The sequence below is a fragment of the Mesorhizobium sp. ES1-4 genome, from assembly GCF_020164745.1.
Taxonomy (GTDB): domain Bacteria; phylum Pseudomonadota; class Alphaproteobacteria; order Rhizobiales; family Rhizobiaceae; genus Mesorhizobium.
The window spans coordinates 528,951-549,867 of record NZ_JAIUGV010000001.1 but is presented as its reverse complement, the minus strand read 5'-3'; the positions used below and the strand labels follow the sequence as shown (position 1 = coordinate 549,867).

Annotated in this window: 19 protein-coding genes; 9 read left to right on the top strand and 10 right to left on the bottom strand. The window is 62.8% G+C overall.

Features of this window, described 5'->3' with window-relative positions:
* Positions 1-224: 224 nt before the first annotated feature.
* The 6 genes from LB556_RS02795 (at position 225) to LB556_RS02770 (ending at position 6,474) form a co-directional block, all read left to right on the top strand.
* The gene (locus LB556_RS02795; RefSeq protein ID WP_224563191.1) at positions 225-959 is read left to right on the top strand and encodes a FadR/GntR family transcriptional regulator; all 735 of its coding nucleotides are present in this window, start codon (positions 225-227) and stop codon (positions 957-959) included.
* Entirely contained in the window at positions 956-2,143 is a 1,188-nt protein-coding gene (locus LB556_RS02790) for a PLP-dependent transferase (RefSeq protein ID WP_224563188.1), read from the top strand. The genes LB556_RS02795 and LB556_RS02790 overlap by 4 nt, the downstream gene beginning before the upstream one ends.
* Before the next feature lie 29 nt (positions 2,144-2,172).
* The gene (locus LB556_RS02785; RefSeq protein WP_224563185.1) at positions 2,173-3,450 is read left to right on the top strand and encodes an ABC transporter substrate-binding protein; all 1,278 of its coding nucleotides are present in this window, start codon (positions 2,173-2,175) and stop codon (positions 3,448-3,450) included.
* A 180-nt stretch (positions 3,451-3,630) separates the two neighbouring features.
* A complete protein-coding gene (locus LB556_RS02780) occupies positions 3,631-4,554 on the top strand; it encodes a carbohydrate ABC transporter permease (protein ID WP_224563184.1) in 924 nt (307 codons plus the stop codon).
* On the top strand, positions 4,554-5,402 hold the full coding sequence (locus tag LB556_RS02775) for a carbohydrate ABC transporter permease (protein WP_224563182.1): 849 nt from the start codon (positions 4,554-4,556) through the stop codon (positions 5,400-5,402). Before LB556_RS02780 ends, LB556_RS02775 begins: the two co-directional genes overlap by 1 nt.
* A 4-nt stretch (positions 5,403-5,406) precedes the next feature.
* On the top strand, positions 5,407-6,474 hold the full coding sequence (locus LB556_RS02770) for an ABC transporter ATP-binding protein (RefSeq protein WP_224563172.1): 1,068 nt from the start codon (positions 5,407-5,409) through the stop codon (positions 6,472-6,474).
* 84 nt (positions 6,475-6,558) lie between these two features.
* Here the strand turns inward: LB556_RS02770 and rpmG are convergent, their stop codons facing one another.
* From rpmG to LB556_RS02725, 9 genes are all read right to left on the bottom strand, one after another.
* On the bottom strand, positions 6,559-6,726 hold the full coding sequence (gene rpmG / locus LB556_RS02765) for a 50S ribosomal protein L33 (RefSeq protein ID WP_006201775.1): 168 nt from the start codon (positions 6,724-6,726) through the stop codon (positions 6,559-6,561).
* Positions 6,727-6,880: 154 nt separating this feature from the next.
* Positions 6,881-7,339, bottom strand: a complete 459-nt coding sequence (locus LB556_RS02760; protein WP_224563171.1) for a hypothetical protein — start codon at positions 7,337-7,339, stop codon at positions 6,881-6,883.
* A 112-nt stretch (positions 7,340-7,451) separates the two neighbouring features.
* Complete coding sequence (locus tag LB556_RS02755; RefSeq protein ID WP_224563168.1) at positions 7,452-8,630, bottom strand: MFS transporter; 1,179 nt, start codon at positions 8,628-8,630, stop codon at positions 7,452-7,454.
* 20 nt (positions 8,631-8,650) lie between these two features.
* Positions 8,651-9,391, bottom strand: coding sequence for an NUDIX hydrolase (locus LB556_RS02750; RefSeq protein ID WP_224563156.1), 741 nt, complete (start codon positions 9,389-9,391; stop codon positions 8,651-8,653).
* A gap of 72 nt (positions 9,392-9,463) precedes the next feature.
* Complete coding sequence (locus tag LB556_RS02745) at positions 9,464-9,898, bottom strand: SMI1/KNR4 family protein (protein ID WP_224563153.1); 435 nt, start codon at positions 9,896-9,898, stop codon at positions 9,464-9,466.
* Between the two features lie 35 nt (positions 9,899-9,933).
* Positions 9,934-10,368, bottom strand: a complete 435-nt coding sequence (locus LB556_RS02740) for a DUF983 domain-containing protein (protein ID WP_224563865.1) — start codon at positions 10,366-10,368, stop codon at positions 9,934-9,936.
* Positions 10,368-12,674, bottom strand: a complete 2,307-nt coding sequence (gene rnr, locus LB556_RS02735; RefSeq protein WP_224563150.1) for a ribonuclease R — start codon at positions 12,672-12,674, stop codon at positions 10,368-10,370. Before rnr ends, LB556_RS02740 begins: the two co-directional genes overlap by 1 nt.
* 6 nt (positions 12,675-12,680) lie before the next feature.
* A complete protein-coding gene (gene topA / locus LB556_RS02730; RefSeq protein WP_224563147.1) occupies positions 12,681-15,302 on the bottom strand; it encodes a type I DNA topoisomerase in 2,622 nt (873 codons plus the stop codon).
* A gap of 339 nt (positions 15,303-15,641) precedes the next feature.
* A complete protein-coding gene (locus tag LB556_RS02725; RefSeq protein WP_224563144.1) occupies positions 15,642-16,019 on the bottom strand; it encodes a hypothetical protein in 378 nt (125 codons plus the stop codon).
* 282 nt (positions 16,020-16,301) lie between these two features.
* Here LB556_RS02725 and LB556_RS02720 point away from each other — a divergent pair, with 282 nt between their 5' ends.
* Positions 16,302-17,048 carry a cytochrome c biogenesis CcdA family protein gene (locus tag LB556_RS02720; protein ID WP_224563142.1) on the top strand — a complete coding sequence of 249 codons (747 nt, stop codon included), beginning with the start codon at positions 16,302-16,304 and terminating at the stop codon, positions 17,046-17,048.
* A 35-nt stretch (positions 17,049-17,083) separates the two neighbouring features.
* Here the strand turns inward: LB556_RS02720 and LB556_RS02715 are convergent, their stop codons facing one another.
* Positions 17,084-17,383, bottom strand: coding sequence for a hypothetical protein (locus LB556_RS02715; protein WP_224563140.1), 300 nt, complete (start codon positions 17,381-17,383; stop codon positions 17,084-17,086).
* 113 nt (positions 17,384-17,496) lie between these two features.
* On the opposite strand from LB556_RS02715, the gene glmU reads away from it, so the two are divergent.
* Together glmU and glmS are read left to right on the top strand one after the other, a co-directional pair.
* A complete protein-coding gene (gene glmU, locus LB556_RS02710; RefSeq protein WP_224563138.1) occupies positions 17,497-18,867 on the top strand; it encodes a bifunctional UDP-N-acetylglucosamine diphosphorylase/glucosamine-1-phosphate N-acetyltransferase GlmU in 1,371 nt (456 codons plus the stop codon).
* Between the two features lie 162 nt (positions 18,868-19,029).
* Positions 19,030-20,853: a glutamine--fructose-6-phosphate transaminase (isomerizing) gene (gene glmS, locus LB556_RS02705; protein ID WP_224563135.1), complete on the top strand. Its 1,824-nt coding sequence runs from the start codon at positions 19,030-19,032 to the stop codon at positions 20,851-20,853.
* The last annotated feature ends 64 nt before the right edge of the window (positions 20,854-20,917 follow it).

The following is a 20,917-nucleotide window of genomic DNA, read 5'->3' as shown; positions in this document are numbered from 1 at the left end:
CCTCGTACCGCTGCCAAACGCCGACCGGCCCCCTTTGCCCAGGACATCAGATTCCGCATCCAGCCCCGTAGTACCGGGGCTTTTCCATGCGCGGCAGAATCCGAAGGACGCTCTCCTGGATTTGAGGGCTTCAGTCGCATCTGGCGGCGTCTCCTGACGGCGGATTGACAGGAACTTCCATCTGTGCAGAAATTGGTTGGACCATTGGACCACTCGGAGGATTTGTGGACCAGAACAGCCTGCCACCCATTCACACGACGGCGCGCGACGACGCCGTGCTGAAGGCGTTGGTGAGGTTTGTCATGCAGGAAGCGCTGGAGCCGGGGCAGAAACTGCCAACCGAGCGCATCCTTTCCGATCGGCTGAAGGTCAGCCGCAACACCGTGCGCGAAGCACTGACGCGGTGGGAGGGGCTTGGTCTGGTCGAACGCCGGCAAGGCAGCGGCACCTATCTCAAGGCGGCCGTCTCACCCGACATGCTGCATCTGCCGCTGACGCTGGCGGGCGGCAACGACTTCACCAGCCTCATGCAGACGCTGGAAATCCGCCGCGCGCTGGAAGCGGAAGCCGCGGCGCTCTGCGCCGAACGCGCAAGCCCGGCCGACATTGCCGAGATCGAACGCAAGCTCGACATCATGGAACAGGCGTTTCGCACCCTTGACGGCATGTCGTCGGAAGAGGACTGGGAATTCCACCAGGCGATCTACCGGGTCTCCGGCAATCCGCTGTTCGAGCAAATCATCGCCGCCATGCACGAACTGTTCCACCGCTTCTGGGAGCATCCGCTCGGCGTGCGCGATTTCGGCCATGCCAGCTTTCCCTATCACCGCACCATCTACGAATGCATCGCCGCACGCGATCCGCGAGGCGCGCGCGCCGAGGCGCTGAAGCTCATCGCCACCGTCGAGGACGACCTGAAGCGCGGTGCGGCCAAACTCAAACTTTCGGACCTGAGATGAACGAGCACCCAATCGGCTTTGATCAAGATTATCTCGCCGAGGCGGCGACGCTTTTGGCCCATGACGAACCGTTCCCCGGCGGCGCTGTCGTACCGCCGATCTACCAGACCTCGCTGTTCACCTTCGCCAACTATGCGGAAATGGCCGATACCTTTGCCGGCAAACGAAAGCAGCCGATCTATTCACGTGGCGACAATCCGACGGTGATGGAGTTCGAGGCGCGCGTCGCGGCACTCGAAGGCGCCGAAGCCGCGCGCGGCTTCTCCAGCGGCATGGCGGCGATCAGCGCCACGGTGCTTGCCTTCGTCGGGGCGGGCGAGCGCATCGTCGCGGTGCGCAACTGCTACGGCGACGCGTACCGTCTGTTCGAGCGCCTGCTGCCGCGGCTCAACATCAAGGTCGACTATGTCGACGGTTCCGACCCGGACGCGGTCGCGGCGGCGCTTCCAGGGGCCAAGCTGCTTTATCTGGAGAGCCCGACCTCGATGATGTTCGAACTCCAGGACCTGCCGCACCTGACGCGGCTGGCCAGGGAACAGGGCATCATCACCACCATCGACAATTCCTGGGCGACGCCGGTGTTCCAGAAGCCGATCACGCACGGCGTCGATTTGGTGCTGCACTCGGCCTCGAAATACCTCGGCGGCCACAGCGACACGGTCGCCGGCGTGGTGGCAGGCTCTGCCGTGCATATCAAACACATCAACGAGCAGACTTATTCCTATCTCGGTGGAAAGCTATCGCCATTCGAGGCCTGGCTGTTGCTGCGCGGGCTGCGCACGCTGCCGTTGCGTTTGCCGCACCACATGAAGAGCGGGCTCACCATCGCCGAGCGGCTGAAGGCGCATGGCAATGTCGAGCGCGTCAACCATCCCGCCTATTCGAACCATCCGGGCAAGGCGACGCTTGCCGGCTATGGCGGGTTGTTCTCGTTCGAGGTGACGGAGGACATCGAAGTTCCCGTCTTCGTCGATGCGCTCAAATATTTCCGCATCGGCGTCAGCTGGGGCGGGCATGAGAGCCTGGTCGTGCCGGCCAAGGCGTCGCTGGAGCAGACGCCAGGACTGAATTCGATGGCGCGCTTCGGCGTCAGCCCCCGAACCATCCGCTTCAATGTCGGATTGGAAAGTGTCGAGGATCTCTGGGCGGATGTCGCCCAGGCCTTCGAAAAAGCCAGAAAATAACAAGCGGGTTCAAAATGGGAGTCTTGAACATGAAGAAACTGACCGTCATGCTTGCCACCGTTGCGGGGCTGACGATTTCCGCCGGAAGCGCGCTGGCCGATTCGACCCTGAAAATGGTCGAGGTGATCACCAGCCCGCCGCGCACCGAGTTCCTGAAGAAGCAGATCGCCGAATTCGAGGCTGCCAATCCCGGCATCAAGGTCGAGCTGATCTCGCTGCCTTGGGGGCAAGCGTTCGAAAAGTTCCTGACCATGGTGCAAGCCGGCGATACCCCGGATGTGGTCGAGATGCCGGAACGCTGGATGGGCCTCTATGCCAACAATGCCCAGCTCGAGGATCTCGGCCCCTATATGGCCAAGTGGGACGACGCCAAGACGCTCGGCGACCGCGCCAAGCAGTTCGGCTCGACGGTCAACAACACCCAGTTCATGATCCCTTACGGCTATTATGTGAACGCGCTGTTCTGGAACAAGAAGCTGTTCAAGGAAGCCGGCCTCGACGGCCCGCCGGCGACACTTGATGATTTCGTTGCCGATTCCAAGAAGATCTCGGCCATTCCCGGAAAATACGGCTACTGCCTGCGTGGCGGACCCGGCGCCTTCAACGGCATGCACATGTTCATGAACATTGCGGCCGGCAAGGGTGGCTATTTCAACGAGGACGGCACCTCGACCATCAACGAGGAAGGCTCGGTCAAGGGCCTGCAGATGCTGGCCGACATGTACAAGGACGGCCTGGCGCCGAAGGATGCCGTGAGCTGGGGCTTCAACGAGACTGTCACCGGCTTCTATTCCGGCACTTGCGCCATGCTCAACCAGGATCCGGACGCGCTGCTCGGCATTGCCGACAAGATGAGCGCCGACGACTTCGCCGTGGCGCCGATGCCGGTCGGTCCGAGCGGCAAATCCTATCCGACACTGGGCTATGCCGGCTGGGCGATGTTCGCCAATTCGCAGCACAAGGACGACGCCTGGAAGCTGATGTCGACCCTTCTGTCGCCGAAGGACAATCTCGAATGGGCGAAGGAAGTCGGTGTCATCCCGATCCACAAGGGTGCCGACCAGGACGCGCATTTCAAGACAGAGCAGTTCAAGGGCTGGTTCACCGAGCTCAGCGACAGCTCCAAATACGAAATGGTGACGCCGCCGACGCATCTGGAGAACCTCGGTAATTTCGTCGACCAGGTGGCGATCAAGAACTTCCAGGAAGTCTTGCTTGGCCAGAAGACGGCCAAGGAAGTCGCCGACCAATGGGCAGCGTTCCTGACCAAGGAACAGCAGGATTGGATGGCTAAGAACAAGAAGTGACGCCCTTCTTCCTTCTCCCCGTTTCAAGGGGAGAAGGTGTCACCACGTGACGGATGAGGGGCGGCGCCATTCTCTCGTAAGTTCGCGCAGCCCCTCATCTGCCTGCCGGCATCTTCTCCCCGTGAATGGGAAGAAGGAAGCTGTTGTCATGTCGGCACCAATCTTCCACTGCGAGCGCCAATGACTTACGCCGTATCCGAAATTCGATCCGCAGGGCGGCCGCGAAAGAAGCGGCTCTCCTACGCGACCATCGAGCCCTGGCTCTATCTCAGCCCGGCGATCATCCTGCTGGTCGTGGTGCTGCTCGTGCCGCTGGCGATAGGCATCAGCTATTCCTTTCGCAAATTCTCCGCCTTCAAGTCGGAATATGTCGGGCTTGGGCAGTATCAGGCGATGCTGTCGGATCAGGTGCTGGGCCAGGCCCTGGTCAACACGCTGTGGTGGACGGTCGCCAGCCTGTTCTTCCAGTTCTTCCTCGGCCTGGGCCTGGCGCTGCTGCTCGACAAGCCGTTCTGGGGCCGCAAGGCGGTGCAGGCGCTGGTCTTCCTGCCCTGGGCGGTGCCGTCCTTCCTGTCGGGGCTGACCTGGGCCTGGCTGTTCAACCCGATCGTCGGTCCGTTGCCGCACTGGCTGTTTGCATTGGGGCTGAAGGCCGAGCCGACCAACGTGCTGTCCGACCCTGCCACCGCGATGTGGGGGCCGATTATCGCCAATGTCTGGTTCGGCATTCCGTTCTTTGCCATCACGCTGCTGGCGGCGCTGAAGTCGATTCCCTCGGAACTGCATGAGGCGGCGGCCATCGACGGTGCTTCGCCATGGCAGCGCTTCACCAAGGTGACGCTGCCGTTCCTGGCGCCGACCATCGCCATCACGGTGATGCTGCGCACGATCTGGATCGCCACTTTCGCCGACCTGATCTTCGTGATGACCGAGGGCGGACCGGCCGGCTCGACCAACACGGTGCCGGTCTACATCTATGTCAGCGCGTTCAAGTCGCTGGACAAGGGCTATGCCTCGGCTGTGGCCGTGCTGCTGCTCGTCCTGCTCATCGCCTATGCGATCGTGCTGATCGCCATCCGCCGCTCGCTCGTGAGGCACGTCTGATGATCGCGGGACGCTCAGCCTCACAGCGTTTCTTCGGTGGTATCGGCCTTTACGCCGCGATCGCGGTGTATGTGGTCTTCGCCTTGTTCCCGATCTACTGGACGTTGAAGATCTCGGTCACGCCCGAGCGGCTGCTCTATTCCGAAGGCATTACCTTCTGGCCGTCGCACATGACGTTGCAGAATTTCGTCACGGTGCTCGAGGCCACCGATTTTCCACGCTATTTCCTCAACAGCGTCATCGTCTCGGTGTCGACGGCGGCATTGGTGACGGTCATAGCCACGCTCGCCGGCTACGCCTTGTCGCGTTTCACCTTTCGCGGCAAGGCGGCATTGGCTCTCTTGTTGCTGCTGACCCAGACCTTTCCGCTGGTGATGGTCATTCCGCCAATCTACCGCGTGATGGGCCAGATCGGCCTGATCAACAGCCTGACCGGGCTGATCATCATCTACACCGCCTTCAACACCGCGTTTGCCACCTTCCTGATGCAGTCCTTCTTCGACGGCATCCCGAAGGATCTGGAAGAGGCGGCGATGATCGACGGCTGCACGCGGGCTCAAGCCATGCGCCGCGTGATCGTGCCGCTGACACTGCCCGGCATGGGCGCGACGCTGGGCTTCGTCTTCACCGCCGCGTGGAGCGAGCTTCTGTTCGCGCTGATGCTGATTTCCAGCGACGACCAGAAAACCTTCGCCGTCGGCCTGCTTACGTTTATTGGCAAGTTCGCCGTCGACTGGGGGCAGATGATGGCGGCGTCGATCCTGGCGCTGATCCCGGTCTGCATCTTCTTCGCCTTCCTGCAACGCTATCTCGTCACCGGTCTGACCGCCGGCGCCGTCAAAGGATAGATCGATGGCTTCTGTTACGCTCGAAAAAGTCCGTAAGGATTATGGCGCCGTGCGCGTCCTGCACGCGGTCGACCTCGAGATCGCCGATGGCGAGTTCGTCGTCCTGGTCGGACCGTCCGGTTGCGGCAAGTCCACGCTTTTGCGCATGATCGCCGGGCTCGAGGAAGCCTCGGGCGGCGAGATCCGTATCGGCGAGCGGTTGGTCAACGACGTGGCGCCAAAGGACCGCGACATCGCCATGGTGTTCCAGTCCTATGCGCTTTATCCGCACATGGATGTGTCGAAGAACATGGGCTTCAGCCTGATGCTGAAGAAGGCCGAGAAGCCGGCGATCGATGCGCGCGTCGACGGCGCCGCCAAGCGGCTGGGCCTGGACAGTTTCCTGCAACGCCTGCCCAGGCAGCTGTCCGGCGGTCAGCGCCAGCGCGTCGCCATGGGCCGCGCCATCGTGCGCGATCCCAAGGTCTTCCTGTTCGACGAGCCGCTGTCGAACCTCGACGCCAAGCTGCGCGTCCATATGCGCGCCGAGATCAAGGCGCTGCACCAGCAGTTGAAGACCACTTCTGTGTACGTCACCCACGACCAGATCGAGGCGATGACGATGGCCGACCGCATCGTCGTCATGCATGACGGGCTGATCCAGCAGGTCGGCGCGCCACTCGATCTCTATGACCGGCCGGCCAACATGTTCGTCGCCGGCTTTATCGGCTCGCCCGGCATGAATTTCCTGCCGGCGACGGTGGAGAAGGGCGGCAAGGCGGACGCTGTTCTGTCCGACGGCCAGAAGCTGCGACTGTCGGATGGTCTGCCGCTGAAGGACGGTGATGCCATCACGGTCGGCCTGCGACCCGAGCATGTCAGGCTCGCGGACGACGGCACCTTGCAAGGCGAGGTGGGGGTGGTGGAGCCGCTCGGCCTTTCGACGCAGTTCTACGTCAAGCTGGCCGGCCAACAGCTTTGCGTCTTTGCCATGGGACGCGCCGGCGTGAAGCCCGGCGACGTTGTGCGTCTGGCAGCCGATCCCGCGTCGCTGCATCTTTTCGATGCGAAAAGCGGTGATCGAATCGGTTGAGGCAGCTCAGCCTGTAGCCTTTGCCTTGCAAACAAAAACGCCGCCCGATGGGCGGCGTTTTGCATTTCAAAGGTAAAACCCAGATTACTTGATCTTGGTTTCCTTGAATTCGACGTGCTTCTTGGCGACCGGGTCGTACTTGCGGAACGACAGCTTGTCGGTCTTGGTACGGCTGTTCTTGCTGGTGACGTAGAAGAAACCGGTGTCGGCGGTCGACAGAAGCTTGATCTTGATGTTTGCGGCTTTGGCCATGGTATCAGTCCGTTTGTTCGTGGAGTTTTGGCCGCTGGAGCACGGGGAAAACACCCGGACGCGGGAAACTTGGCGCGACACATAAAGAACGTGCCTGGAAAGTCAAGCCCGGCGGTCCCGCTGTGACCCGAGCAAACTGCCCGGTATGCATAAATCAGACGGTTTCCGTCTCGGGTGCCGCGACCTTCTTCCAGTCACCGGCCGTATTCCACCAGCGATTCGGATTGGCGCGGTCGTCCAGACCCTTGGAGCGACTGGCAAGGATCGGCTGTATCCGGATCACCGGCTCCTGATAGGAATGCGCCTGGAAAATCGCCTCGACGACGCGGGCAGCCAGCGCCTGGTCGTCGGGCAATTCGAATGAGACCTCGACCGTGCCCGGGCGGCGGCGCAATTCGGTTTCGGCGCCGGCAGCGGCCCCTTCAAGCGGCCTGTAGCGCTCGATGCCGTGCGCCGACTGGTACGCATTGCGGTCATACCTGCCCATGGCAAGCGGCGCGATCGCCACAACAGCGTCCATGATCCGGTCGACATCGGCGGCCGGAGCCTGGAAGCTGACGAGCAGCAGGAGCGTCATTCGCAGCGAAGTGGTTTCAAAGCCGCTGTCGATCATCGGGGTGTCCTCGGTTCAAGGTGTTTTAGGACACCCTTTTAACCGGTTGCTGCTGACACGGTTCTGTCAGCAGCCTGCCGCCGCACAGCGCCGATGAACGACTGGTCGGGCTCTACAGGAGGATCTTGCGGACAAGCCGGAAGCAGACCAGTGCGATGTAGGCTGCGAAGAACACGCCGAGCGACCAGCCGAAGCCGGAAGGCCCGAAACTGTCCATGCCGATGCCGATCGCCTGCGGACCAAGCACCATGCCGACGCCGTAGCACAGCACGAAGGCGGCATTGGCCGACGCCAGTTCGTGGCCGGAGAGTTGCGAACCGAGATGGGCAAGGCCGATCGTGTACATGGCCGCGACGACGCCGCCCCAGACGAAAAGCAAGGCGGCCATCAAGTGCCAGTTCACGGCAAAGAAAGGCATGAATATCGTGCCGGCGAGACCGACCATGGCGCAGGCGAGCAGCAGATAGCGCCGATCCGAAACGCGGTCGCTGATCATGCCGATCGGGATCTGCAACAGCACATTGCCGAGGCCGATCATGGTCAGCAGCAGCGCCGCATCGGCCTCGGAGTAACCGATGCGGCTGCCATAGACGGGAAACAGCGCGAAGCCGCCGGTCTCGACCGCGCCGAACACCAGCACGGCGAACGTCGCGGTTGGCACCAGCCAGATGTAGCGCAGGAAGTGGCTGGTTTCGCTGTCAGCCACGATGGCGGGGCTTTCGTTGCGCGCGGCCAGCACCGGTACGGCGGCCAGGGTCACCAGGGCGATGATGACGCCGAACGGCCTGAAGCCGGAACTGCCAAGATGGGCGAACAGCCACGGCCCAGCGGCAAAGCCGAGCGACAGGACGGTTGCGTAGATGCCGAGCACAAGGCCGCGCCGGTGCGGCGGCGCCGACGTGCTGATCCAGAATTCGGACAGGATGAACAGCACGGTCAGCGCGATGTGCAGCACGACGCGCAGCGGGAACCACATCCAGAAGTCAGGCGCGAAATGGAAACCGACGAAGGCCAACGCGCCGGTGGCGATCATGGCGATCATGGTCCAGGCGACGCCGAAGCGCATGGCGAGCGGCGTGGCCAGCGGCGCCCCGGCGATCGAGGCCAAGCCGGCGACGGCCGTGTTGAGGCCGATCATGGAGGCCGAATGGCCGCGTGTCTCCAGGATGACGCTGAGCAGCGGCATACCGAGGCCAATGGCGATGCCGACGACGCTGATCGACGAGATCGCCGCCACCATCGGCAGCCAGTGTACGCGTTCGTCGCCCTGTGGTTGGGTATCGACCGTCATGGATATGAATGCTCTGTGTTCTAAAGGACTTCGCGGACGAAGCGGTTACGGACAAGCCGGAAGAAAGGTACGGCGCCACCTGGACGCAGCAATGGGTCATGGACGAGCCGCTTTTCCAGTTCTTCCAGGATCATGCGGGTGATGTCGGGAATGTCGGCTTTGCGGGCGTCGGCGAGGGGCAGCCAGACGAGTTCCTCCAACTCGTTTGTCGGGCCACCGTCGGGCAATTCCACGGCGACGTCGTCGCGCCAGGCGCTGAAGAAGCGGGTGTCGAAGCGACGCACCCTATTGGGCGGGGTGATGGCGCGCGCCACGAAGCGCAGTACCTCCAGCGAGGGCGCCACGCCGTGTTCGACAAACCCTTGCCAGTCCCGCCTGGCGGTCGCGAACGGGCCATTGCGGCCGATCAGCAGACCGGCTTCCTCGTAGGTTTCACGGATTGCCGACAAAGCGATGGCTCGGGCGCGTACGACGCTCACGCGGCCGGGACCACTGGCCAGCCTTGCCTCTTCCTCGCGATGCAGCGGGGCGGCTACGGGGATGCGGCTGTCGGCGGGATCGGTGCGGCCGCCGGGAAACACGAACTTGCCTGGCATGAAGGCGTGGCCGGCGTGGCGGCGGCCCATCAGCACAAGAACCTCATCGCCCTTGCGGTCGAGCAGGATCAGGGTCGCTGCATCGCGCGGGCGCAAGGGCCGACCGCTATGTGCGGCAAGTCCCTTGTCGAGCTTGTCGACGTCCGCCTTGGTCATTGCTTCCATGCGCTGGACCTAGCGGAAACTTCCTTCATGCGAAAGTGGCCTTGATGATCGGGATGTTGCGCCAGCTCTGGCTCAGCTGGGTCGTTCGGCGATAGGAGTCGCCCAAAATGCGGCGAAGTTCAAATTAAGAGGAACAAGCTTCTCATCACGAACGGTATCACTTCGATAAAAATAGACCGCACCCTCCGCGGTGCTCGTATCCACGAAGAAATAGTCGCCTCCGCCATCGACGGCAAAGGGAAAGAGATTGACTGGAACCAGAGCTTTTTCAGTCACCAATCGCCGATAACTCTGAACCGCTGTTCCGCGCGATCGCGAAACAAGGGGCAGGAACTCGGAAACCGCCGTGTCGAGCTCATCATTCTGGAAAACGTAGAATTCCGGCTCGCCGCCATTGGCCTTCAGGTAGAACTCGCGAACCGGGGCCGGAAACACCAGCCGGCAAGCCTCCTCGCATTGATCGATCATGGCATCCGTGAGCAGCTGGTCCGGATTGAGAAATTCCATAAGCGTGCGTTCTGTCTGCCTCAGGTGCCGGCGCGTCAGGTCCCCGGATGCGGCTCGACCACATCCTTTTCGCCACCAAATCCGTGCATATAGAACGCCCATTGCAATCCGATGACGGCGCCTTTGACAGGCTGCAGCAACGCAACCGACAAAAGGATGGTCAAGGGCACCCAGATCGCGATGTGCTGCCAGGTGGAGAGCGTCGATGTCGCTTCCACGCCCATGAAGGCGCCGAGAACGATGTGGCCGACGATGACGATGACCAGATAGGCCGGCAGGTCGTCGGCGCGATGGTGGTGGATCTCCTCACCGCAGACGCTGCAGGTCTCGACGGTCTTGGTGAAGCCGCGGAAGAGCTTGCCCTCGCCGCAATTCGGGCAGCGGCCCAGCAGGCCGCGCTTCATCGCCGTCCACAGTGGGCGCGCAATCCGACCCGATTGATGTTCGCCGCCAAAAATCTGTTGTTCCATCATCGTCTCCTGCCGCGCGACCCCGGTCGCGATTGCGACGCACGGGCGCGGCCTTTAGCCTTGTGAAACGACCTGCTGGAGCCTGGCAGGGGCTTTGGGTCGGTCAACATCTCGAAGCGCATCGCGCCGGCCATTGGCGCCACCTCGACGAGCCGGACCTCCACGCGGTCCGCGAGCTGATAACCTTTGCCCGAGCGCTCTCCGAACAGGGAGCGGGCCGTTTCGTCGTATATATAGTAATCGCCGCCCAGAGTTGACACGGGGATGAAACCATCAGCGCCATACTGCGGCAATTGGACAAAAAGTCCTGATTTTGTGACGCCGGAGATACGGGCGTCGAAGCGGTCGTCGATGCGCTCGGCGAGGTAGGCGGAGATCAGACGATCCACCGTGTCGCGCTCGGCGGCCATTGCGCGCCGTTCCGTGCCTGAGATCAGCACCGCAACGTCTTCGAGGCGGGCCTCCTCGTCCTGTGTCAGCCCTCCCGGCCCGAGGCCGAGCGCGGCGATAAGCCCGCGATGCACGATCAGGTCGGCATATCTGCGGATCGGCGAGGTGAAGTGCGCGTAGCGCCTGAGGTTAAGACCGAAATGGCCGATGTTCTTGGGTGAATATTCAGCCTGGCTCTGTGAGCGCAGCACCACTTCGTTGACCAACGCCTCGTTGTCGGCGCCGCGTACCCGCTCCAGAATGCCGTTGAACTGGCTGGGGCGCATCTGCGCACCGCGCGCCAAGGACAGGCTAAGCGTCTGCAGGAATTCCCGCAGCGATTCCTGTTTGGCCAGCGAGGGCGCGTCGTGAATGCGGTAGACCAGCGCCTGTTTCTTGCCCTCAAGCGCCTCGGCGGCCGCGACATTGGCCTGGATCATGAATTCTTCGATCAGCTTATGGGCGTCGAGCCGCTCCGGCACGATGACGCGGTCGACCGTGCCGTCCGGTTTGAGCAGGATCTTGCGCTCCGGCAGGTCGAGCTCGAGCGGCTGGCGATTGTCGCGGCCGCGCTTGAGGATCGAATAGGCGTCCCACAGCGGCCTCAGCACGGTATCGAGGATCGGGCCGGTCTTGTCGTCCGGCACGCCGTCGATCGCTGCCTGGGCCTGGCTGTAGGCGAGCTTGGCCACCGATTTCATCATCACGCGGTGGAAAGAATGCCTGATCTTGTGGCCATCGGCGGAGAAGGTCATGCGCACCGCCAGCGCCGGGCGATCCTGGCCCTCGCGCAGCGAGCAGAGATCGTTGGAGATGCGCTCGGGCAGCATCGGCACGACGCGGTCCGGGAAATAGACCGAATTGCCGCGCTTCAGGGCCTCGCGGTCAAGGGCGGTGCCATAGCGGACGTAGGCGGCGACATCGGCGATGGCCACCGTGGCGATGACGCCGCCGGGATTCCTGGCGTCGAGGTCAGGCGTGGCGAAGACGGCGTCGTCGTGGTCCTTGGCGTCCGCCGGATCGATGGTGACCAGCGGCAGGTCGCGCCAGTCCTCGCGATGGTCAAGCGTCGCCGGCTTGACGGCTTCGGATTCGGCGATGACGTCGGCTGGGAAGATGTGCGGAATGTCGTGCGCGTGGATGGCGATCATCGAGACCGCCTTTTCGCTGGTCAGCGAACCCAGCACGTTGAGCACCTTGGCGCGCGGCAGCCCGTAGCGCGAGGCGCGCGCGGGCTCGACCTCGACAAGATCGCCGTTCTTGGCGCCGTTCTGGAATTCCTTGTCGACGATCAATTCCGGCTGACGGCGTTCCACCGGCTCGATGCGGAAGCTGCCGTCCCGAAGCACGCGAAAGACGCCGAGGACGGCGTCCGTGCGCTTTTCGAAGATCTTCATCACCCGGCCGGTATAGGCAGGCCCTGGCGGATCGTCGGTCGGGAAGGTCTTGGCCAGCACGCGGTCGCCAATGCCCGGCGCCGGTCCGTTGCCCCCGCGCGAAACGCGGATCGAAACCACCGGAGGCTCGCCCGGGCCGACGGCCTCGGCCGGATGCGCCAGCAAGATGCCGTCGCCGTCGCGGCCAAAGATGTCGAGCACGGCGACCTGGGGCAGGGCGCCGACGCGGGCCAGCCGCTTGCGTTCCTTGGTCAGAACGCCTTCGTCCTGCAGGTCGCGCAGGAGATCCTTCAGCCAGATGCGGTCGTCGCCGCGCAGCGCGAACGCCTTTGCGATGTCGCGTTTTCCGGCACGGTCGGGGTTTTCGGCGATGTAGCGCAGGATTTCGTCACGCGAGGGCCGGTAGTCGTCCTTGACCTTGGCCCTGGTGTCGGCGGTGCGCGGATCGCCGTGGCTTCGTCCGGTGATCCTGCGCGCCACGCCGTCCTATCCTTTTTTCTTCGCGGCCGGTTTTTTTGCCGCCGTTTTCTTGGCTGCCGGCGCCTTGGCCGCTGCGGCCTTGCGGAACGGCTTCTTGCCGCCGCCGCCCTTGGCTTCCTTCTCGGCAATCAGCGCCAGCGCATCCTCGATCGTCACCGATTGCGGATCCTTGCCCTTGGGCAGCGTGGCGTTGACCTTGCCGAAATTGACGTAAGGTCCGTATTTGCCGTCGCGCACGACGATCTTGCCGCCGCCACCCGGATGGTCGCCGAGCTCCTTCAGCGCCGCCGGCGTGCCGCCGTTGCGGCCGCCCTTGCCCTTGGACTGCTTCTCGGCGATCACACTGACGGCCCGGTTGAGGCCGATCGAGAACACGTCCTCGATGCTGTCGAGATTGGCGTAGGTGCCATCGTGCAGCACGAACGGGCCGTAGCGGCCGAGCCCCGCCGAAATCATCTTGCCGCTTTCGGGATGTTTGCCCACGTCGCGCGGCAGCCCCAGCAACGCCAGCGCCTTCTCGTGATCGATGGATTCAGGCGTCCAGCCCTTGGGCAGGCTCGATCGCTTGGCCTCCTTGCCGTCGCCGCGCTGTATGTAGGGGCCGAAGCGGCCCGAACGCAGCGTGATTTCCTCGGCGGTGTAGGGATCCTTGCCGAGCACTCTGGTGCCGTCCTCGCCACCGCCATTCTCGCCATTGGGGTTGGCGGCGTCGCCGAGCTGGCGGGTGAAGGAGCATTCGGGATAGTTCGAGCAGCCGACGAAGGCGCCGAACTTGCCGAGCTTCAGCGACAGATTGCCGGTGCCGCATTTCGGGCAGATGCGGGGATTGGAGCCGTCCTCGCGGGCGGGGAAAACCAGCGGCGCCAGTTCCTCGTTCAGCGCATCGAGCACATCGGTGACACGCAATTCCTTGATGTCGGCGACGGCGCCGGAAAAATCCTTCCAGAAATCACGCAGCACGTCCTTCCAGGCGAGCTTGCCGTCGGAGATCTCGTCGAGCTTTTCCTCCAGCGAGGCGGTGAAATCGTACTCGACATAGCGCTCGAAGAAGCTTTCGAGGAAGGCCGAGAGCAGGCGGCCCTTGGCCTGCGGCACCAGCCGGCGCTTGTCGATCGTGACATAGTCGCGGTCCTCGAGCGTCTTCAGGATCGCCGTATAGGTCGAGGGGCGGCCGATGCCGAGTTCTTCCAGCTTCTTGATCAGCGACGCCTCGGAGTAGCGTGGTGGCGGCTCGGTGGTGTGCTGGGTCGCATTGATTGCGCGGCGGTCAAGCTGCTCGCCGGCACGGATTTCCGGCAGACGGCGATTTTCCTCGTCCTCGGCGTCGTCGTCCTTCTGGTCGGTGTAGGCGGCAATGAACCCGTCGAAACGGACGACCGAGCCGACGGCGCGAAGCTCTGCCGTGCGGGCGCCGTTGAGCGCTTCGATCTCGACAGTGGTGCGCTCGATCTCGGCCGGCTGCATCTGGCTGGCGATGGCACGCTTCCAGATCAGCTCATAGAGCCGCGCCTGGTCGGCATCGAGATATTGCCGGACCGATGCCGGGGTGCGCATGAAATCCGTCGGACGGATCGCTTCATGCGCTTCCTGGGCGTTCTTGGCCTTGGCGGTGTATTGGCGCGGCTTTTCCGGCAGGTATCTGGGGCCGAACTCCTTGGCGATGGCGTCGCGGGCGGCGTCGATCGCCTCGGGCGCCATCTGGACGCCGTCGGTTCGCATATAGGTTATGAGACCAGCGGTCTCGCCGCCAATGTCCATGCCCTCATAGAGCCGCTGCGCCACCTGCATGGTGCGGGTGGCCGAGAAGCCAAGGCCCGATGAAGCGGCCTGCTGCAGCGTCGAGGTGGTAAAGGGCGGACCGGGGTTGCGCTTGGTCGGCTTGGCTTCGACCGACAGCGCCTTGAAGGCAGCACCCTCGAGCATCGCCTTGATATCGTCGGCCTGCGCCTTGTTGGAAATGTCGAGCTTTTGCAGCTTCTTGCGCTCGAAGGCGGTCAGGCGGGCTTCGAAAGTCTCATTGCGCGGCGTGCCGAGGATGGCGGCGATCTGCCAGTATTCCTCGCGGATGAAGCGTTCGATTTCGGATTCGCGGTCGCAGACCAGGCGCAGCGCAACCGACTGGACGCGGCCAGCCGACCGGGCGCCGGGCAATTTGCGCCAAAGCACCGGCGACAGGGTGAAGCCGACGAGATAGTCAAGCGCCCGGCGCGCGAGATAGGCATCGACCAACGGCGCGTCGATCTGGCGCGGATTGGCCATGGCTTCGAGCACCGACGACTTGGTGATGGCGTTGAAGACCACGCGGCTGACCGGCTTATCCTTCAGCGCGCGTTTCTGCTTCAGCACCTCCAGCACGTGCCAGGAGATAGCTTCACCTTCGCGATCCGGGTCGGTGGCGAGGATCAGGCCGTCGGCATCCTTGACCGCCTTGGCGATATCGGCGAGCCGCTTGCCCGAGGCGGTATCGACGGCCCAGGACATGGCAAAATCTTCATCCGGGCGCACCGAGCCGTCCTTGGCCGGCAGATCCCTGACATGGCCGAACGAGGCCAGAACCTTGTAGTTCCTGCCCAGATATTTGTTGATTGTCTTTGCCTTGGCCGGCGATTCGACGACGACGACGTCCATGAGGTCTCATATCAGCTGTGATGCGGCAGAAGAATTCCGCTGCGCGCGACGAAATCTCGTTTCTGGTTGTCGCTCACATGGCCGCGCTTTTGCATCCGGTCAAGGGGACGTGGCCAAATTGCAAGGGTGCCGCCAGCGATACACTCTTAGAGTGTATGGAGAAATCACGGAATTCCGGTCAAGGGCGAGGGCGGCCGGGAGTCGGCGGAAGCGACCGCTTCAAACTCCGGGCGAGTCGTAGACCGCGCCGGGCAATGCCGCTGATCGATGCTGGCCGCCGGCTGCATGAAGGAACGCGGCGACCAGCTTGCCCGCAGGCAGGCGAAGAGCAGGGCGGGCTTAGTTGGCCTTGACGACGTGCCAGACGCCAGCGACGCCGTCACCGTTCATGTCGCCAGCCTTCTTGTCCTTGATGAAGGTGTAGACCGGCTTGCCGTCATAGGCCCACATCTTGGTGCCGTCGGTGCGGTCGACAACGCTCCATTCGCCTTCCGCCTTGGCACCGGCCTCGGCTTTGAGCGGCGGCCAGTTGGCCGCGCATTTGTCGTAGCAATTGCTCTTGCCCTTCTCATCCTTGTCATAGGTGTAGAGCGTCATGCCCATGGCGTCGGTATAGATCTTGGTACCGCCGACCTCGCCTTCCTTCCACGCCTCGGCAGCGAAGGATGCGGCGGTGCTGAGCAGCAGTGCGGCAAGCCCTGTGGCTATCATTTTCATGAAAATCTCCCTGGCTGATATCTTGAGACCCGCGGGAAATCGCGGCCTCGTTGTGTCAACGCCGCGCACGGGTGCTTTCTTCCCGAGAAGGCTTGCCGTCATCGATGGCTGTCGGACGCGGTTGCCAGTAACAATTCCTCCGGTTCGATCGTACTTGGCTTGGTGCGCAGTGGAATTCGGGGCGGTGCGATTGCCCAAACAGCGACCGGTTGCCACACATTGGTGATTGGCGCACAGGGCGGTGCGTCGCTATACCGTCGCCAGAACAGTCGGAGCTTTGGAATGGCATTGGACATCGGTTATGTCAGCGCGGTCGGGGCGGGGGCCATCTCGTTCCTGTCGCCATGCGTGCTGCCGCTGGTGCCGCCCTATCTCTGCTACATGGCCGGCGTCTCGGTCGACGATTTCCGCGGCAATGCCGGCGTGACGGCAAGGGAAGGCGCGCGCGGCGCGCTGCTTTATTCCTCGATCGCCTTCGTGCTCGGCTTCTCTACCGTATTCGTCACGCTGGGCGCGGGCGCTTCGACCATCGGCCGGCTGCTGCGCGTCTGGCAGGAACCATTGGCCATGGGCGCCGGCGTGCTGATCATCCTGATGGGCCTGAATTTTCTCGGCATCCTGCGCATCCCGCTGTTGTCACGCGAGGCGCGCTTCCAGTCGCAGGGCAAACCGGCCAGCGCCGTCGCCGCCTATGTGATGGGCCTGGCCTTCGCCTTCGGCTGGACGCCGTGCATCGGCCCGGTGCTCGGGCCGATCCTGACGCTGGCCGGCGGCCGCGAGACGGTGGGCGAAGGCGCGCTGCTGCTTGCCGCCTATTCGCTGGGGCTGGGCATACCGTTCCTGATCGCCGCGCTGTTTTCCGGCGCCTTCATGCGCTTCCTCGGCAAATTCCGCGTCCATCTCGGCCGCGTCGAGAAGGCGATCGGCGCGCTGCTGGTGGTCGCCGGCGTGTTTTTCCTTACCGGCGGCGTGCAGACGGTGTCCTACTGGCTGCTGGAGAATTTTCCGGTGTTGGGGCGGTTGGGGTAGGCTTGATTTTGATCTTACCAGTGATGTTTGCGATATCATTCCCGCTGTCCCATAGGGCCGAATACGAACAGGGACCCAAGTCCGCCGATCAAGGCACATATGGGGACAACAATAAAAGACTTTTCTAGAAATCCCGAAACGTCTGATTCTACTGTTAGAATAATGATAAGAACGATGCCTGCAACACTGCCAATGCTTGCCCCTATGAAGAAGACAACCAAAGCGTTGAAGATTTTGTATAAGGTTCTCATGCGAACTTTTTTGCAAAAATGAAATTTTCCAACAGCAATACCGACAGAGTATTTATTTTGGATGAAGTGATATGCGACCGTCACACTTCGCTCCAGCCGTGACCGCCGATCTCACCGGAATTTAACCGCATTGGTGCAGCATGGCACCGCTGCTATCCTGCCTCGATTCCCGACGCATTTCATATGGTTGTCCTTTCATGAGCCAGAGATCCTGCCTGTCCGTCATTCTCGCCGCCGGCGAAGGCACGCGCATGAAGAGCGCGTTGCCGAAGGTGCTGCACCAGATCGCCGGGTTGCCGATGGTGGCCCATGTGGTGAAGGCGGCCGAAGCTGCCGGCGCCAGCAGCGAGGCGATCGTGATCGGCCACGGCGCGGAAGAGATGCGCAAGGCGGTGGCGAAATTCTCACCGAAGGCAGAGACATTCGTGCAGGCGGAGCGCTTGGGTACGGCGCATGCCGTTCTTGCCGCGCGTGAAGCGATAGCAAGGGGTTATGACGACATTCTGGTCATGTTCGGCGACACGCCGCTTATCGATGCGGAAGCGCTGACGCTGGCGCGGCTTAAGCTTGCCGAAGGCGCGGCCGTCGTGGTGATCGGCTTCCGTCCTCCCGTTCCAAACGGCTATGGCAGGCTGGTCGAAAAGGGCGGCAAGCTGATCGCCATCCGCGAGGAAAAGGATTGCTCCGAGGCGGAAAAGAAAATCGGCTTCTGCAATGCCGGCATGATGGCGGTGGCCGGTGAGCATGCGCTGAAACTGCTCGACGCGGTCGGCAACACCAACGCCAAGGGTGAGTATTACCTCACCGACATCGTCGAGATCGCGGGCGCGCAAGGTCTCGATGTGGTCGCCACCGAAGCCAGTTTCGAGAATGCGCTCGGCATCAACAACCGTGCCGAGCTGGCGCAGGCCGAAGGCATCTGGCAGACGCGCCGGCGGCAGGAGGCCATGCTGTCGGGCGTGACGTTGATCGCGCCGGAGACGGTCTATTTCTCGCACGACACCGAGATCGGCGCCGACACGATCGTCGAACCCAATGTCTGGTTCGGCCCGGGCGTAAAAATTGCCGGCGGCGCCAAGATCCACGCCTTCAGCCACATCGAAGGCGCCAGCATTGCGTCCAATTGCGATGTCGGGCCGTTCGCACGGCTGCGGCCAGGCGCCGATCTCAGGAACAAGGCCAAGGTCGGCAATTTCTGCGAGGTCAAGCAGGCCGTGGTCGAGGAAGGCGCCAAGGTCAATCACCTGACCTATATTGGCGACGCGCGCGTCGGCGCCGGAGCCAATATCGGTGCCGGCACCATCACCTGTAACTACGACGGCTATTCGAAATTCTTCACCGATATCGGCGAAGGCGCCTTCATCGGCTCCAATTCCTCGCTGGTGGCGCCGGTCACCATCGGCAATGGCGGCTATATAGCCTCGGGCAGCGTCATCACCGAAAGCGTTCCCGACGACGCGCTGGCCTTCGGCCGGGCTCGCCAGAAGACGATCCCCGGCAAGGGCAAGGAATTGCGGGAGCGCTTTGCGTCGGCAGCGGCGGCGAAGAAGAAGCAAAACCCGAGCTGAAAAAACCGAACGATCGCAGTAACCGGATTGCAAGAGCGGTGTGTCATGGTGCATGCGTGCGCAAGCGTCCGTTACACCGGACGAAATGCAATGTGACTTTCGCGGCAGGCCGGCCACGCTTAAATAGCGCTGGTTTTCCACGGGCAATCGGGGACTGTCTGCATGTGCGGTATCGTTGGAATTGTCAGCCGTTCGCAGGTTGCGCCGCTCATCGTCGACGCGTTGAAGCGGCTGGAATATCGCGGCTATGACTCGGCGGGCGTTGCCACCGTCGAAAAGGGCGAACTCGGCCGCCGCCGCGCCGAGGGCAAGCTGGTCAACCTCGAACGCCGGCTCAAGGATGACCCGCTCGACGGCACGATCGGCATCGGCCACACGCGCTGGGCAACGCACGGCGTGCCCAACGAGACCAATGCGCACCCGCACTTTTCGAACGGCGTCGCCATCGTCCACAACGGCATCATCGAGAATTTCGCCGAACTGCGCGACGAGCTGACGCGCGCCGGCTATTCCTTTTCGTCGCAGACCGACACCGAGGTCGTGGCACATCTGGTGGCGCGCGAGCTTGCCAAGGGGCTGAAGCCGGTTGAGGCGGCGCATCAGGCGCTGAAGCGGCTGGAAGGCGCTTTTGCGCTGGCCATCATGTTCAAGGACGACGAGGATCTGATTGTCGGCGCGCGCAACGGCCCGCCGCTGGCCGTCGGCCATGGCGATGGCGAGATGTTCCTGGGCTCGGATGCGATCGCGCTCGCTCCGTTCACCAACTCGATCACCTATCTCGAGGATGGCGACTGGGCGGTGGTGCGCCGTGACAGCGTCGCCATTTTCGACATCGACGGCAAAAAGGTGGACCGCAAGCGCCAGCAGTCGCTGTCGACCAGCTTCATGGTCGACAAGGGCAACCGCCGCCATTTCATGGAGAAGGAAATCCATGAGCAGCCCGAGGTGATCTCGCATACGCTGGCGCACTACGTCGATTTCGTCTCCGGCGTCTCGAAGCCGCTCGACCTGCCATTCGACTTCGCCAAGATTGGCCGCCTGGCCATCTCCGCCTGCGGCACTGCCTATCTCGCCGGCCTGATCGGCAAATACTGGTTCGAGCGCTATGCGCGGCTGCCGGTCGACATCGATGTCGCCTCGGAGTTCCGCTACCGGGAGATGCCGCTGTCGGCCAACGATGCCGCCTTCTTCATCTCGCAGTCGGGCGAGACCGCCGATACGCTGGCTTCGCTGCGCTACTGCCGCAAGGCAGGCATGAAGATCGGCGCCGTCGTCAATGTGCGGGAATCGACCATGGCGCGCGAATCCGACGTCGTGCTGCCGACGCTTGCCGGCCCCGAGATCGGCGTCGCTTCCACCAAGGCTTTTACTTGCCAGCTCTCGGTGCTGGCTTCGCTCGCGGTGCGCGCGGGCGTCGCGCGCGGCACGATCTCAAGCGAAGAGGAGAAGGCGCTGGTACGCGCTTTGTCGGAGGCACCGCGCTACGCCAACCAGGTGCTGAAGCTCGAAGAGCAGATCGAGCGGATCGCGCGCGAGATCTCGCGCTACAAGGATGTGCTCTATCTCGGCCGCGACACCAATTTCCCGCTGGCGATGGAAGGGGCGCTGAAGCTCAAGGAGATTTCCTACATCCATGCCGAGGGCTATGCGGCGGGCGAGCTGAAGCACGGGCCGATAGCGCTGATCGACGAGAACATGCCGGTGATCGTGATTGCGCCGCATGACCGCATCTTCGAGAAAACCGTGTCCAACATGCAGGAAGTGGCGGCGCGCGGCGGCAAGATCATCCTGATCACCGACGCCAAGGGCGCGGCGCAGGTGAGCGTGAAGACGATGGAGACGATCGTGCTCCCGGATGTGCCGGAAATCATCTCGCCCATCATCTATGCGCTTCCGATCCAGATGCTCGCCTATTTCGCCGCCGTGTTCATGGGCACCGACGTCGATCAGCCGCGCAATCTGGCGAAATCGGTGACGGTGGAATAGCTATCGGCAACCCCCATTTTTGCCTCGGCAAATTTGTATCGATCGATGCGCCAAAAGGCTTTCC

Coding starts and splice junctions, on each gene's coding strand:
- LB556_RS02780 (WP_224563184.1), top strand. CDS start 3,631: ATGACTTACGCCGTATCCGAAATTCGATCCGCAGGGCGGCCGCGAAAG.
- LB556_RS02770 (WP_224563172.1), top strand. CDS start 5,407: ATGGCTTCTGTTACGCTCGAAAAAGTCCGTAAGGATTATGGCGCCGTG.
- LB556_RS02755 (WP_224563168.1), bottom strand. CDS start 8,630: ATGACGGTCGATACCCAACCACAGGGCGACGAACGCGTACACTGGCTG.
- rpmG (WP_006201775.1), bottom strand. CDS start 6,726: ATGGCCAAAGCCGCAAACATCAAGATCAAGCTTCTGTCGACCGCCGAC.
- LB556_RS02790 (WP_224563188.1), top strand. CDS start 956: ATGAACGAGCACCCAATCGGCTTTGATCAAGATTATCTCGCCGAGGCG.
- LB556_RS02775 (WP_224563182.1), top strand. CDS start 4,554: ATGATCGCGGGACGCTCAGCCTCACAGCGTTTCTTCGGTGGTATCGGC.
- LB556_RS02740 (WP_224563865.1), bottom strand. CDS start 10,368: ATGGAACAACAGATTTTTGGCGGCGAACATCAATCGGGTCGGATTGCG.
- LB556_RS02725 (WP_224563144.1), bottom strand. CDS start 16,019: ATGAAAATGATAGCCACAGGGCTTGCCGCACTGCTGCTCAGCACCGCC.
- LB556_RS02760 (WP_224563171.1), bottom strand. CDS start 7,339: ATGATCGACAGCGGCTTTGAAACCACTTCGCTGCGAATGACGCTCCTG.
- topA (WP_224563147.1), bottom strand. CDS start 15,302: ATGGACGTCGTCGTCGTCGAATCGCCGGCCAAGGCAAAGACAATCAAC.
- LB556_RS02750 (WP_224563156.1), bottom strand. CDS start 9,391: ATGGAAGCAATGACCAAGGCGGACGTCGACAAGCTCGACAAGGGACTT.
- LB556_RS02720 (WP_224563142.1), top strand. CDS start 16,302: ATGGCATTGGACATCGGTTATGTCAGCGCGGTCGGGGCGGGGGCCATC.
- glmS (WP_224563135.1), top strand. CDS start 19,030: ATGTGCGGTATCGTTGGAATTGTCAGCCGTTCGCAGGTTGCGCCGCTC.
- glmU (WP_224563138.1), top strand. CDS start 17,497: ATGAGCCAGAGATCCTGCCTGTCCGTCATTCTCGCCGCCGGCGAAGGC.
- LB556_RS02745 (WP_224563153.1), bottom strand. CDS start 9,898: ATGGAATTTCTCAATCCGGACCAGCTGCTCACGGATGCCATGATCGAT.
- LB556_RS02785 (WP_224563185.1), top strand. CDS start 2,173: ATGAAGAAACTGACCGTCATGCTTGCCACCGTTGCGGGGCTGACGATT.